At 36.9% G+C, this 14,266-nt stretch carries 12 protein-coding genes; 4 read left to right on the forward strand and 8 right to left on the reverse strand.

Annotation, left to right across the window (positions count from 1 at the left end):
* Positions 1–261: 261 nt before the first annotated feature.
* Complete coding sequence (locus tag AC1VS3_RS10955) at positions 262–1,107, reverse strand: DegV family protein (RefSeq protein WP_119983496.1); 846 nt, start codon at positions 1,105–1,107, stop codon at positions 262–264.
* An 81-nt stretch (positions 1,108–1,188) separates the two neighbouring features.
* Positions 1,189–1,500 (reverse strand): hypothetical protein, encoded by a 312-nt coding sequence (locus tag AC1VS3_RS10960; protein WP_008690649.1) that lies wholly within the window; start codon positions 1,498–1,500, stop codon positions 1,189–1,191.
* 215 nt (positions 1,501–1,715) lie between these two features.
* On the opposite strand from AC1VS3_RS10960, the gene AC1VS3_RS10965 reads away from it, so the two are divergent.
* Genes AC1VS3_RS10965 through AC1VS3_RS10980 form a run of 4 tightly spaced genes read left to right on the forward strand, consistent with a single transcriptional unit; the run spans position 1,716 to position 5,493 of the window.
* Positions 1,716–2,699 (forward strand): helix-turn-helix transcriptional regulator, encoded by a 984-nt coding sequence (locus AC1VS3_RS10965; protein WP_481275649.1) that lies wholly within the window; start codon positions 1,716–1,718, stop codon positions 2,697–2,699.
* Position 2,700: 1 nt separating this feature from the next.
* Positions 2,701–3,354 carry a GyrI-like domain-containing protein gene (locus AC1VS3_RS10970; RefSeq protein ID WP_119983498.1) on the forward strand — a complete coding sequence of 218 codons (654 nt, stop codon included), beginning with the start codon at positions 2,701–2,703 and terminating at the stop codon, positions 3,352–3,354.
* Positions 3,354–4,124 carry a GNAT family N-acetyltransferase gene (locus AC1VS3_RS10975; RefSeq protein ID WP_119983499.1) on the forward strand — a complete coding sequence of 257 codons (771 nt, stop codon included), beginning with the start codon at positions 3,354–3,356 and terminating at the stop codon, positions 4,122–4,124. Before AC1VS3_RS10970 ends, AC1VS3_RS10975 begins: the two co-directional genes overlap by 1 nt.
* The gene (locus tag AC1VS3_RS10980; protein WP_120136666.1) at positions 4,114–5,493 is read left to right on the forward strand and encodes an effector binding domain-containing protein; all 1,380 of its coding nucleotides are present in this window, start codon (positions 4,114–4,116) and stop codon (positions 5,491–5,493) included. Before AC1VS3_RS10975 ends, AC1VS3_RS10980 begins: the two co-directional genes overlap by 11 nt.
* A gap of 155 nt (positions 5,494–5,648) precedes the next feature.
* Here AC1VS3_RS10980 and AC1VS3_RS10985 read toward each other — a convergent pair whose 3' ends face one another.
* The 6 genes from AC1VS3_RS10985 to AC1VS3_RS11010 form a co-directional block, all read right to left on the reverse strand.
* Complete coding sequence (locus AC1VS3_RS10985) at positions 5,649–7,232, reverse strand: amidohydrolase (protein ID WP_119983501.1); 1,584 nt, start codon at positions 7,230–7,232, stop codon at positions 5,649–5,651.
* Positions 7,233–7,533: 301 nt separating this feature from the next.
* The gene (locus AC1VS3_RS10990) at positions 7,534–8,385 is read right to left on the reverse strand and encodes a PRD domain-containing protein (protein ID WP_119983502.1); all 852 of its coding nucleotides are present in this window, start codon (positions 8,383–8,385) and stop codon (positions 7,534–7,536) included.
* A gap of 20 nt (positions 8,386–8,405) precedes the next feature.
* Positions 8,406–9,869, reverse strand: coding sequence for a glycoside hydrolase family 1 protein (locus AC1VS3_RS10995; RefSeq protein WP_008690640.1), 1,464 nt, complete (start codon positions 9,867–9,869; stop codon positions 8,406–8,408).
* A gap of 1 nt (position 9,870) precedes the next feature.
* On the reverse strand, positions 9,871–11,691 hold the full coding sequence (locus tag AC1VS3_RS11000) for a beta-glucoside-specific PTS transporter subunit IIABC (RefSeq protein WP_008690639.1): 1,821 nt from the start codon (positions 11,689–11,691) through the stop codon (positions 9,871–9,873).
* A 453-nt stretch (positions 11,692–12,144) separates the two neighbouring features.
* Entirely contained in the window at positions 12,145–13,005 is an 861-nt protein-coding gene (locus AC1VS3_RS11005; protein WP_008690638.1) for a DegV family protein, read from the reverse strand.
* 227 nt (positions 13,006–13,232) lie between these two features.
* Positions 13,233–14,234 carry a GGGtGRT protein gene (locus AC1VS3_RS11010; protein WP_008690636.1) on the reverse strand — a complete coding sequence of 334 codons (1,002 nt, stop codon included), beginning with the start codon at positions 14,232–14,234 and terminating at the stop codon, positions 13,233–13,235.
* Positions 14,235–14,266: the final 32 nt, after the last annotated feature.

The following is a 14,266-nucleotide window of genomic DNA, read 5'->3' on the forward strand; positions in this document are numbered from 1 at the left end:
ATCATCTGCATAGGGCATTCCTCTCCTTCCATATCTTTTCTAAAGCCATATCGTTTCTTTTTCACATCAAGCATAATGATTAAAAACATTTCTTAAGGGTTCTAATAATCGGTTTACTTGATAACATCTTAAGAACCTCTTCACCTAACGGATAATCATTTCTCTCTAATTATGAAGGAAAGCTTCATCTAATGGATGACAGCTTTCCTTGAAAATAGTTTAAGGTAAATTTTACAAGTGGATAACCCTTGAAACGATATCTTATTTTTTAATATATTGAATAGCGATACAGTCTAAGCCGGTATGGGCACTGATCACAGCACAAATCGTATTGACATGTACCTTTACCAAAGGACATTCCTTTTGGAATATATCAGCTATTTCAGTAGCTTTATCCAAACAGTCTGAATGGATGACATAAATATCCCCTTCGCTGTTCTTCATGATATCACAAATCGCCTGCACAGCTACATGTTGCGCTTTTTTCTCGGTTCTTACTTTCTCATAAACATCAATCTTGCCCTTTGTCTCAGGTCCAATTGTTAAGATCGGTTTAATTTTCAACAAACTGGCTGCAGCTGCCGCAAGTGGTGTTAAACGTCCCCCACGTTTTAAATGTTGAATATCGTTGGGTAAGATCAAAGTGCCACTTTCTTTTACCTTATCTCCCACATATGCCTTGATAGCTTCTGGCTCCATATTCTGCTTGCTGCATGCTAATGCTAATAAAGCATCATGACACTGTAAATCACAAGTTGTGTAGTTTTCAATAATGGTCATAGGTATGGCAAGATCTTCTGCACACATACGCATCGTATTATACGTACCGCTTAACCCTGAGGATAAAGGGACTGCGATAATATGGGTATAGCCATTTTGCTTAATTTCCTGTAGTACATCTTCAATTTCAGAAGTTAATGGCATGCTTGTTTTAGGTGTATGCTGTAACCTTAAGCGCTCATAGAGTTCCTGTGTTGTCATATCCACACCATCCCGGAAAGAATCCGTGCCGTCTATGACCTCTAAAGGCACTACATATAACCCTAACGCTTTTCCACTTTCCTTTGTTAAAGCACTGCCACTGTCGGTTAATACTGCAATCTTCATCGCGTCCACCTTCTTTTCTAACAGCTTAGCTGTTTTGTTTTTTATTTTGATCTTTCTTACCTCTATGCGCAAGAAAGATTCTTATTTTTCATAGCCATAGGCAAAACGGTCTTTTACCGGTTCTTGCTGAGCCTGTTCTTTTTGGATTGCATAAGTATCAAATACACGTTGTGATGATTCATAAATACCACTGCGTTTATAGATACCACAAGGACTTCCATTCTCCAACAGCCAATATTCCTCTTCATCTTCCATGGTGACAAGCCATAAAGAAAGTTCTTCCCCTTCTTCTTCCACCGTTTCCATAAGCGTGATATCTTTCGCTGTTGCAGGAAGTAAGACATCTTCTGCATAGCCCATCAATCGTTCACGATTTACTGCGTTATTTAACATCGAAAACCCTTCTTTCTTCTTGTCTATTATACTCCTTTCCCATGATAATGAAAAGTGACAGCATCATTGCAGATAACCACAATCTAGCAATATGTCTTTGCTGATGGTTTATGATGAATAAGATGCTTGTTCTATTTTTTCTTATCGACATTTTTTAAATATGACAGACATCTGTCATATTCATCTGTTACAATAGAATAGAACGGAGGGATCCTATGCACTTACAACGCCTCTTTGAAATCGTATATCTCTTATTATACCGTAAGAAAGTGACAGCCAAAGAGTTGGCAGAACGTTTTGAAGTATCAACACGCACCATTTATCGTGATATTGATACCTTAAGCGCTGCCGGTATTCCCATTTATACCAATAAAGGAAAAGATGGCGGTATCTTTTTAATGGAACACTTCATCTTAAATCGTGCTTTATTAAGCGAAGAAGAACAACAGCTCATCCTATCTGCCCTCAAAGGTGTCCAAACCATTACCGATGATACGAATGATACCTTAGAACGCATGCGCACCTTATTCCATCAACAGGAAACAGATTGGATTGCCATGGATTTATCCGATTGGTCCAATCGCTCTCGCAAGCTCTTTGAAACCATACGAGATGCTATTCAGATACGCCATGCCATTTCCTTCACCTATTGTGGGAGCAATGGCATCCAAACCAAACGTCATGCCTATCCTCTCCAACTTTGGTTTAAAGAACATACCTGGTATTTAAAAGCCTATTGTACCACACGAGCGGATTATCGCTTATTCAAGCTCTCGCGTATGCAAGAGGTGTTCATGGAAAAAGAAACTTTCTTACCCATGCAGTGTCCAAATGTAGAAGATAAGACACTTCCAATAGCTACAACAGATATCACCTTGTGGGTGGATAGCTGTATGGCCTATCGCCTGTATGATGAATACGCTTATGAGCAGATAGAGAAACTGGAAGATGGGAATTTCCTTGTGCATATCAGCTTCCCTGAGGATGAATGGGTTTATGGCATGTTACTGTCGTATGGGCCTTATGCCAAGGTACTTTCTCCTTCAACAGTAAAAGAGAAAGTTAAACAACGGTTACAAGCCATGCAGAAACGATATGAAGAAGATGTAGAAACAATCGCTTTGCATACACAAGAAACAAAAGAAAAGTCCTCTATTGATGCAGATGGCATTGCTTTTAAAAAGAGAAAGGAAAAATAATATGAACGCCTATGATGTAAAGAAAGAAATGAAAGATGCCTATGGTGTAAAAACCAAGCCAATGCGCATCACACTTCCTAAAGCAAGCTATCTCAAAATAGCAGGGACAGGAAATCCAAATGAAAAGGATGGTGCTTATGCAAAAGCGGTGCGTCTATTATATGGATTACAATATACAATTAAGATGAGCATGAAAAAGCAATGGGAGATTCCCGGTTATTCTCCCTTTGTAGTAGCTCCTTTAGAAGGCTTATGGTGGTTGGAAAATGAGCAAACCTTGGAAACTGCTCACAAAGATCAGCTGCATTGGTATTCCATCATGCGATTACCTGCTTTTGTGACAGCGGAAGTCTTAAAAGAAGCTTGCTTACGCTATGAACAAAAACATCCCGATGCAGATACTTCAGAAGTAAGTCTATGGGAATGGGAAGAAGGCGATTGTGTGCAAATACTACACATCGGATCCTATGATGATGAGCCACAATCCATCGCCAAATTGCATGCCTATGCGCAAGCAGAAGGATATCAAGTGGCAGTGAATGAGTCATACATGCGGTTTCATCATGAAATTTATCTCAGCAATCCTCATCGGACAAAGGAAGAAAAACGTAAAACAATATTGCGTTTGCCAATTAGCAAAAAGGAGGAAGAATGATGGAGTACATACAGCTTACGATGGATAATTTAGCTACTGAACATATTTGTTGTGCCATTACCGAGAAAAAAGGGGAGCATCGTGCAGCTGATAAGAAAGCATGGCTTAAAGAACGGTTAGAGGAAGGACTGGTCTTTTTAAAAGCAAATGTTCGAGGTAAGGTCTTTATAGAATATATCGATGCAGAAAAGGCTTGGGTGCCAATACAAGCACACAACTGTTTGTTTATCAATTGCTTATGGGTCGCAGGACAATACAAAGGAAAAGGCTATGCACATGAATTGCTTACCTATTGTATTGAAGACGCAAAAGCTCGTGGTAAACAAGGCATATGTGTAATCTCTGCAAAAAAGAAACAGCCCTATTTAGCAGATCGTCATTATCTTGAGCATTATGGATTTCAGCTCGTTGATGAAATCTTCCCATATCAACTTTACTATCTTCCCATCAAAGATACCCCGCAAGAAAGTGATGCGATCATACCAAAGTTTCTGGAGCATGCCAGAACATTACAATGTGAAGAAGATGGCTTTGTCTTATATTATAGCTGTCAATGTCCACATGCTGCATGTTATGGGGAAAAAGCAGCGCAGCTTGCTCAAGAAGCTAATTGGGAGGTACATGTGCATCACCTCAAGACAACAGAAGAAGCTCAACAGCTTCCTTGTCCTACAACAACTTATGCTCTATTTTTGAATCATCGCTTTATTACGCATGAAATCCAATCAGAAAAGAAATTAAAGGAGCTGCTTTCCCAATATGAAAAGTGAATATGTACATCAGGATGATATCTTTCTGGTTGGAAAACGTATCCTTCTCACTACTTCTCTTCAAGAGAATCATTTGCTCATCAAAAATTTCTGGAAACAATTCAATGCAAAATTAAAAAGTGTGCATATGCCCTTAACACAACCTTGGATAAAATACGGTATTATGCTTCGTGAAGACACTAAATTATATTATTTCTGCGGTGTTCCCTCACTCAACTGTTATCCTCTGGATTTTGAGCTGTTCCACATTCCCAGAGGTGCTTTCTTACATTTTACGCATCATGGAGGTATGGATCAATTGCCGGAAACCATTACGACGATATGGAAGCAGGAACTGCCGGCATCCCCTTATCAAGCTCTATCTTCAACTATCTGTTATTATGAAGTATATGAGGAAGGTTTTATGTTTCAATCTTCCACATCCACCATTCAGCTGTATATCCCCATACAGGAAGAAGTAACCCCCTTTGCCTATCTTCCTGCTAAGACACTTTTAGCATCACAACCCAGAAATAGCAATGCCAACACATGGTTTGGTATGGACTTTAATATGAACTTATATAAGGGTTGCTGTCATGGCTGTGTATATTGTGATTCACGCAGTAAATGCTATCAGGTTGCTGATTTTGATATTGTCAAAGGCAAACAAAATGCTTTGGCAATTTTGGAAATGGAACTGCGAAAAAAGCGAAAGAAAGGAACGATTGGCATTGGCGCTATGTCGGATACCTACAATCCTTTTGAAAAAACACAATGTCTTACGAAAGGAGCCTTAGCATTAATCGAACGTTATGGCTATGGGGTCGGTATTGATACGAAAAGCACCTTGATTCTACGTGACATTGACATATTAAAACGTATCGCTAAACAATATCCAAGCATTTTTAAAATCACGATTACCTGTGCGCAAGATTCCTTATCGAAACAAATAGAACCCTTTGCCCCGGTATCTTCTAAACGCTTTGAAACTGTAAAAGCATTACGCGAAGCCGGCTTATTTACCGGTATCCTCTTAATGCCTATCCTGCCTTTTATTAATGATACCGAAGAAAATATTCTCACCATTGTTCAAAAAGCACATGAAGCTCATGCCAATTTTATATTTGTATATGGCGGCTTCGGTTTATCTTTACGTGACAATCAACGGGATTATTATTATCACTGGCTAGATCAGCATTATCCCGGATTACGTTTTACGTATGAAGAACATTATCATAAATGCTATTCCTGTAATTCTCCAAACTCTCGACATTTGTATAAACTATTTGTGAAAGAGTGTCGCAAATATGGCATCTTATATCGTATGAGTGATATTATACGTGCTTATAAATCAGCGATTCCAAATGAACAACTACAACTAACATTATAAAGGAATGTCATATACCTATTTTTGAGGTAAAAGACATTCCTTTCTTTTACTTAGATACATAAAAAATAACTATGTACCTCCTAATGTACTACTAAGGTACTCCTAACTTCTTTGAATTCATGTACTTTTAAATGCAAAAAATGATTACTTTGCATTCATTTTTTCTGATAGATACATTTACCATCTTTCCATGTTTCTAACACTTGTATCGTATCTAGCTTCGTCTTATCTACCAGATAAGGATTTTTATCCAGAAGAATAAAATCTGCTTGTTTTCCTTCTTTAAAGCTTCCCTTTTTATCTTCTTCAAAATATTGATGTGCCACATGAATCGTCAAGCCACGCAAGGCATCTTCCACAGATAAAGCTTCTGTATTTCCTATCTGTTGTCCACTCTTTGTTTTTCTATTCACTGCACACCATAATGTTTTAAACATATTTGGTGGAATGACCGGACTGTCATTATGGAAGGTATAGGGCAACTGCAATTCCTTGGCTGTATGTGCCGGTGAAATCTTATCCGCTCTTTGTTTCCCAAAATTTTCAATATGAATATCGCCCCAATACCAGGTGTGCGCAACAAAGAAAGATGGAATCATATCTAATGCCGGCATTCTTTCCAGTTCTTCCTTACGAACCAGTTGGGCATGAATCATGACCGGACGATGCGTCGTTGCCTCAGGATGTTGTTTCATGACCTTTTCAAATTGTGTAATGAATTGTCTTGCGGCAGCATCGCCATTGCAATGTATGAGCAATTGACGTTTATTTATAATACTTTTTTCAATACGCTGATACATCTGCGCATCTGTCATCGCCGGATACCCACGATCTTCACTTCCACGATATGGTTCCAACATCCATGCCGTCTTACCTTGTGGTGAGCCATCAGCAAACGTCTTGTAACCACCTAATCTCAAATGATTCTGGTACCGCTCATACGTCGGGTATTGGGTAAACAAATCTTTTTCTTCACTTACATCTGCATAAGCAACTACATCGAGATATAGGGTATTTGACTTAGCGGAAGCCAATAATAACTGAAATAAAGATGATTGCGTAAATCCTTCTTGCACTGTGGTAATCCCGTTGCTGGCATAAATTGCCTGTGCTTCTTTCATCAGCTCTAACATTGTTTCCATGGATGGCATAGGTACTTGATTTTGAAAAGATACAAATGCCTTTTCTTCCATATAACCATTCATACTGCCATCAGCTTCTCTGCCATATCTTCCTCCCTCTGGATCTTTCATTGCATTATGTAATCCACATGCCTGCAAGGCAGCGCTATTGGCAACTCCCATATGTGAAGATGCATGAGAAATGTAAATTGGTTGCTCCATACTGATTTCATCAAGCACATGTCGGTCAGGATGTCTTTTTTCTTTCATGAAATTATGATCATAATTCGCACCAATCAGCCAGTCCTGCTTTCCCAATTTTCTATCTTTCGCAAACTCCTTCATTTTTATAATGATGTCATCAAATGATGTTGCATCACTTAAATCACAAAGGCGAAGTGCATTGGCTACTCCTGTAAAATGAGAATGTGCATCAAGAAAGGCCGGCAGCATTGTTTTCCCACACAAATCATGAATTTCTGCCTCTGGAAAACGTTTTATTAAATCAGAACGATTTCCTAATCCCACAATACGCTCATCTTCAAAGCAAATTGCTTCTACTTGTTTTTGCATATCTTCCATTGTCAAGATAGTTCCATTTACATAGATATGTTTCATCTTATCCCTACTTTCTACCTTTATTATAGCTTACAATCATGTGAGAAATACGGTTTATCAAAAGATAGGCATCTTAAGACATATGACTGCTTTATGTATGAGAATATTTATGATGCTGTTTTATGCCATCGTAAAATACCAATATGCTTCTTTAGCTATGTAAATCCAATATTCTGTTTTCATAGCTAGCTTTAGACAGCTTTGAAAAGCACTCTTTTCTTGAAATCTATAAATTTCTCTTCGCATCTTTTTTTACATTCTACTTTGATGCAATCAAACTCTTATCATAAGAAAAAACCGTCTAAACAGACGGTTCATCACGTAATAAACGATTAATATGTATGATTAGAAAAGACATTTCCTCATCAGTGATAAGTTTCTGATATTGATCATAGAGAAAACTTTTTACCTTATTCGCCACTTCTACTTCTTTTTGATAACGATTTTTTGATGTTAAATAGAAACTATCGCCATTATCCTCTAACATCTTATCCGTGAAAAATCGTTCAACAAAGAAACGGATATGTGTAATAAAGCGTAAATAATGTATACTATCTTTATGAAACTCTTTATTCAATGAATAACGAACAAGATTTACGATTTCTCCTATTAATTTCGCATAACGAGCACTGTCATATTCCGGGTTATTGGAGGATTGCGCATTTACCAAATGAAACGCAATATTCACTGCTTCATCATCCGGAAGTTGAATATGTAATGCTTTATTAACCAGTTTTAAACAATGAACACCGGCAGCATATTCTTCGGGATAAAAATTTTGTATTTCCCAAATTAGACGATTGGTTGTTACCATGTTTTGTTTCAAACGTTCTATCGCAAAGTTCAAATGATCTGCTAAAACAAAATACAAATTATCATTAAACTCTGTATGTAAATCTGCTTTAGCCAAAGAAATAACCTGATGGGTCACTTCCAATACTTCAGGAGAAATGGCATCTAAAAGATCCATAATCTGTTTTGATTTATCACTCACAACAGGTATATAAAATTGATAGGTAGAGTCATTCACATCGATATTCTCGCCAGATTTTTTACCATAACCTATCCCTTTTCCTAATATGATAAAATCGGATTTTTGTTCGTCCTCGACCAAAACAACACTGGAATTTAAAACTTTTTTGATCTTAGCCATTCTCTTTCCTCCTTCATCTATCATTCAAAATCTAAACTATTATGGTGAATAACCTTTTGATACCAATAGAAAGAATCCTTCCGATATCTATCATACGTTCCATTGCCGTAATCGTCAACATCCACATAGATAAAACCATAACGTTTTGACATTTGTTTTGTGGATTCACTGATTAAATCAATGCATGCCCAGGATGTATAGCCCATCAATTCTACACCATCTTCTAAAATCGCATCCAACATACATTTAAAATGTTTTCGATAATAATCAATGCGATATTCATCATGTACCTTTCCATCTATCAGCTCATCTTTAGCTCCTAGACCGTTTTCCACGATAAACAAAGGTTTACGATAGCGATCATACAGTTCTACAAGTGAAATACGAAGTCCGATAGGATCAATCTGCCAACCCCATTCACTAGAAGGAAGATATGGATTCTTCAATCCCATAACCGTATTCCCAGCGGTTTTCTCAATACCTGTTTCATCCTCAGCAACACAACTTGACATATAATAACTAAAAGATACAAAATCAACTGGATATTTTTTCATGATTTCATCATCTCCTGCTTCTTTATGGATATGAATATCATGATTTTTATAATAGCTTAATAAGTAGGATGGATATTCTCCAAATACCTGTGTATCGGAATAAGCATAAATATTACGCATCATTTGTTGTGATTTTAAAATATCTTCAGGTTTGCAAGTCATAGGATAATACGATAATTTCGTAATCATGCAGCCAACTTTTGCCCCCGGTATAATTTCATGACAGATCTTTGTTGCCAAAGCGCTTGCTACAAATTGATGATGCATTGCTTGATAACATACTTCTTCAAAATTTTTATTTGGAAAGCGATCCTTAATTAATCCACCGGTTGTATAAGGATGACGAATAATACTGTCAACTTCATTAAATGTCAGCCAATATTTTACTTTATTTTTATATCGCTCGCAAATTGTACGAACATAGTTCTCAAAGAAACCGATCACTTCTCGAGAATACCATCCATCATAAGATAAGGTTAGATTTAAAGGAGGTTCATAGTGAGACATGGTTACAAGCGGTTCAATGTTATATTTTTTTAATTCATCAAATACATCATCATAGAACTGCAATCCTTCTTCATTTGGCGTTTCATCATCACCATTTGGAAAAATTCTGCTCCATGCAATGGACATACGAAATACTTTAAATCCCATTTCTGCAAACAGCTTAATATCTTCTTTATAATGATGGTAAAAATCGTTTCCATGGCGTTTTGGATAATTTACCATATCTTCAGGATGTGCTAATGCTTCTTCAATATCTTTTGATGTAATTTCATTTTGTTTCTCATAATTTTTCACATCAACATCAAACTTTGCTCGTGCACAATCTGAAACGCTCCATCCTTTTCCCCCTTCATTCCAACCGCCTTCCATCTGATTCGCAGCTGTTGCGCCTCCCCATAAAAATCCTTCTGGAAATGTTCTCATGTTATTTCTTCCTTTCTGTCATCATCATGATCCCACTTGGATCCATTTGTCCTTTTCCTTTTACAAATATATCATAAGCAGCAGTGTTTGTTACAATGATTGGTGTTGTTACATCATAACCTTCACTTTTAATTTTCTCTACATCAAATTTTAACAAGAGATCCCCTTGCTTTACATGATCACCGGCTTTTACACATGCTTCATAATATTTCCCATTTAATTCAACGGTATTTAAACCAACATGAAACAATAATTCCGTTCCATTCGTTGTTTCCATACCAATAGCATGTTTTGTATCAAATACCATTTTTATGGTCCCTTCACATGGAGCATACAATTCACCGATTTCAGGAATCATAGCAATTCCATCACCCAACGCTTTTTTAGAAAACATCTCATCATTAACACTTTCTAAGGCAATCACATTTCCTTTTAAAGGTGCCTGTATTGTGTTGATTTCATCATTATTTTCGGGTGTTTCACTATTTGCTTCCTCTTTCCAAAGAAAGAAAGTTATAACGAAAGATAAGATAAAGGCCATAACAAATCCAATCACACCATATATGAAATTCATGCCATTCTTTGGATCGATAAACATCGTGATATTCGCAAGTCCAGGTCCTGCAATAACAAAACTTTTTAATAATACAAATCCACAGAAACCTCCGGTGATAAAGCCACTGACAATCACACTGATTAACACTTTTTTATTTAATAATGTTACACCATATAATGCAGGCTCAGTAATTCCCATTAAAGCAGAGATGCCGGCTGATGCAGCAACAGACTTTTTCTGCTGATCTTTCGCCTTGATTGCTACCGCAAAGCAAGCTCCTGATTCAGAAATATTGTGAGCTAAAGAAGCTGGAAGATACATCATTTCATAACCTAAATTACCATAAGTCGATACGGCATATGGTACCATAGCTTTATGCATACCGGTTGCAATCATAAATGGTAAGATACCTGATAATAAAGCAATGCCTAAGAATCCTAACTTATCATATAAGAACAGAATTGCAGATGTTAGATATTCTCCCAATGTATATCCTAATGGTCCTAATACCAAGAATGCCAAGGGAATCGTAATTGCTAAAGCTACCATAGGAACAAAGAATACTCTAATTGCTTTAGGTGAAATTTTGTTTAAACCTTTTTCTAACACACCTAAGCATAATACAGTAAGTATTGCCGGAAACACCTGAGAGTTATAAGCAACATTCTTTACCGTAATACCAAAGATTTTAAATCCTTCTGCAAGTAAAGCGACATTATTAGGCAGTAATAAAACGCCGACGGCAGCCAAAGCAACAAGTTTGTTTGTATTCATTTTGGTTGCTGTGGTTACAGCGACCATTAAAGGTAAAAAGTAGAACGTCGCATCTGAAATAGAAGATAAGATTACATAAAACCCATCACTTGCCGATACAATTCCTAATGTAGATAACAGGATCAAGATAGATTTTAATACACCAGCTCCAGCAATAGCTGGTACAAGCGGCTGGAAGATGCCAACAATAAAACTTAACAGGGTATTGCCAAAACTTTGTTTTTCCGTTTTTATCGATTGCTGTTCTTGCGGTTTACATAATTTCATCAATTCGTTATACACTTCAATAACGGCATTCCCTATAACGATTTGTACTTGAACGTTTAGAATAACGCCAATCACACCGGGAACCTTTTTCAGATTTGCTTCATCAACTAAGGTTTGATCTGCTACTGTAAAACGAAGGCGTGTGGAACAATGTTCCAAATTTACAACATTTTTTTCACCTCCGATATAGGTTAAAATATCGGCTGCACTTTTTTTATAATCCATTTTTTTCTCCTTCCCATGTACGATGCAATTTTTGGCCAAAAAATAAAGGCAGGATCTACAATACATCCAGACAAACATATTTGCCTTCTGGATATTGTAAGATCCTGCCTGCATTACCAGTTACATGTCTTATTACGCATATAAATATAGCATGCTGAAAGCGCTTTGACAAGAGGTTTTTGAATTTTTTTATTTATTCACTTTATTTATAATATCAATTTGATTGTTAAATCGATTAAATTACTTTAAGATATGCTTTTAATCTTATTGCAAAGAATGCTTCCATTTCGCATCTGTATTTTCTTAAGTAAGCGAATTTTGTTAATGTATATACAACTTCTTGCGGCTAGTATGAATGCTAATTTTATATGAAACGTAAACATAAGTCTTTCCTTGATTTCTATAAAGCACAAATAGAAAAAACAGGCATTTTTATAAACACCTGTCAACATTTTAATCTTCTAATACCTGAATACATATTCCTATCGTTCCCGGACCCGTGTGCACACCAAGGGCCGGAGATACTTGATCACTGACAAATACATCCATATGAGGTAGCTTCGGAAGCAAATCTTGCTTAATTTCCTCACATAATGCAGCAGCATCACCATGCATAATGGAGACATTATATTTCTTATGATTACCGGCAAATTGCAAAGCCAATTCTTTGGTCTTGGATATGGATTGCTTTCTTCCTCTTACCTTTGCTACCGTATAATACACACCATCTTCATTACATGATATAATTGGCTTTAAATGTAAGGCATTCCCAAATAATGAGGCAACCAGGCCGATTCTACCACCTTTTTGCAGATATTCTAAAGTTTCCACAACAAAGAACACCTTACAATTCATTACTTCTTTTTCTAATTTCTCACAAATTGCTTGATAACTCATGCCGGCTTCTAAATAACGAGCCGCTTGAATGGCATGAAATCCTGATCCGATGGAAATATTTTTTGTATCCAACACAAAGAACTCCAATCCTTCATAATTTTTTGCCAATAAATTGATCATATTATTCGTGCCACTTAAGCCACTGGATATCGTAACAGCAATGACCTTTTCATAACCATCTGCTTTTATACGATCAAGTATCTTCTGAATATGTTCTCCGGAAGGTAATGATGTCTTAGGGATTTCCTTTTCTAAGCCACGGTATACTTCTTCAGCGGTAATATCTACACCATCCATATATTCACGATCTTTATATAATACCTTTAAAGGAATAACATACATTCCATATTTATCTACGAATTCCTGCGGTACATTACAACAGCTATCCACCAGAATAGCAATCTTTTCTTTATTCATGAACTTTGAACCTCCATTTATATTTCAAATTGAAATACGATTGTTACATACATAGTATAGTATAATTCTTATAATTAGTCAATCTAGTTTCTATAACTAAATGAATTGTCCATATGAAGTAAATGTACCTTTCTTTTCTCTTGTTTCTTCTTCATGATCCATAACTGCTATCATCCGCACAAAAAAAAGCTGTCATCTTTATGACAACAGCTCATTTCTTATCAAAATTATTTATTCAATGCTTCTGATACAGCTACAGCTACAGCTACGGAAGCACCAACCATAGGGTTGTTACCCATACCAATCAGACCCATCATTTCTACGTGAGCAGGAACACTTGAAGAACCAGCAAACTGAGCATCAGAATGCATACGTCCCATTGTATCTGTCATACCGTAAGAAGCAGGACCTGCAGCCATGTTATCTGGGTGCAATGTACGACCTGTACCACCACCAGATGCTACAGAGAAGTATTTTTTACCCTGTTCGATACATTCTTTCTTATATGTACCTGCAACTGGATGCTGGAAACGTGTTGGGTTAGTAGAGTTACCAGTGATAGAAACGTCTACACCTTCGTGATGCATAACAGCAACACCTTCACGTACATCATCTACACCATAGCAGTTAACAGCAGCTCTTTCTCCATTAGAGTAAGCTTTTCTGTAAACTTCTTTTAATTCACCTGTGAAGTAGTCAAATTCAGTTTCAACGTGTGTAAATCCATTGATACGAGAAATGATCTTCGCAGCATCTTTTCCTAAACCATTCAGGATAACGCGCAGTGGTTCTTTACGAGCCTTGTTAGCGTTACGAGCGATACCGATTGCACCTTCAGCAGCAGCGAAACTTTCGTGTCCTGCCAAGAATGCGAAACATTTTGTGTTGTCATCCAACAACATAGCAGCCAAGTTACCATGTCCCAGACCAACCTTACGATCGTCTGCAACAGATCCAGGAATACAGAATGCCTGTAATCCTTCACCTAATGATTTCGCTACTTCATAAGCTGTTTTGTCACCTTTTTTAATAGCGATTGCTGCACCGGCAATATATGCCCAGCATGCATTTTCAAAACAAATTGGCTGAATGCCTTTTACGATGTTGTATACATCAACACCTAAATCATCACACAGTGTTTTTGCTTCTTCGATGGAAGAAATACCATATGAGTTTAATACTTCATTGATTTTATCAATACGTCTTTCGTATCCTTCAAATAATGCCATGATTTTTCCTCCTATTCGTGTCTTGGGTCGAT

The organism is Longicatena sp. (genome assembly GCF_982403165.1).

What these genes read in the sequence shown, in the direction of transcription:
- AC1VS3_RS10955 (WP_119983496.1), bottom strand. Translation starts at nt 1,107, where the DNA reads ATGAAGATTGCAGTATTAACCGACAGTGGCAGTGCTTTAACAAAGGAA.
- AC1VS3_RS10990 (WP_119983502.1), bottom strand. Translation starts at nt 8,385, where the DNA reads ATGGCTAAGATCAAAAAAGTTTTAAATTCCAGTGTTGTTTTGGTCGAG.
- AC1VS3_RS10970 (WP_119983498.1), top strand. Translation starts at nt 2,701, where the DNA reads ATGAACGCCTATGATGTAAAGAAAGAAATGAAAGATGCCTATGGTGTA.
- AC1VS3_RS11000 (WP_008690639.1), bottom strand. Translation starts at nt 11,691, where the DNA reads ATGGATTATAAAAAAAGTGCAGCCGATATTTTAACCTATATCGGAGGT.
- AC1VS3_RS10960 (WP_008690649.1), bottom strand. Translation starts at nt 1,500, where the DNA reads ATGTTAAATAACGCAGTAAATCGTGAACGATTGATGGGCTATGCAGAA.
- AC1VS3_RS10985 (WP_119983501.1), bottom strand. Translation starts at nt 7,232, where the DNA reads ATGAAACATATCTATGTAAATGGAACTATCTTGACAATGGAAGATATG.
- AC1VS3_RS10975 (WP_119983499.1), top strand. Translation starts at nt 3,354, where the DNA reads ATGGAGTACATACAGCTTACGATGGATAATTTAGCTACTGAACATATT.
- AC1VS3_RS11005 (WP_008690638.1), bottom strand. Translation starts at nt 13,005, where the DNA reads ATGAATAAAGAAAAGATTGCTATTCTGGTGGATAGCTGTTGTAATGTA.
- AC1VS3_RS11010 (WP_008690636.1), bottom strand. Translation starts at nt 14,234, where the DNA reads ATGGCATTATTTGAAGGATACGAAAGACGTATTGATAAAATCAATGAA.
- AC1VS3_RS10995 (WP_008690640.1), bottom strand. Translation starts at nt 9,869, where the DNA reads ATGAGAACATTTCCAGAAGGATTTTTATGGGGAGGCGCAACAGCTGCG.
- AC1VS3_RS10980 (WP_120136666.1), top strand. Translation starts at nt 4,114, where the DNA reads ATGAAAAGTGAATATGTACATCAGGATGATATCTTTCTGGTTGGAAAA.
- AC1VS3_RS10965 (WP_481275649.1), top strand. Translation starts at nt 1,716, where the DNA reads ATGCACTTACAACGCCTCTTTGAAATCGTATATCTCTTATTATACCGT.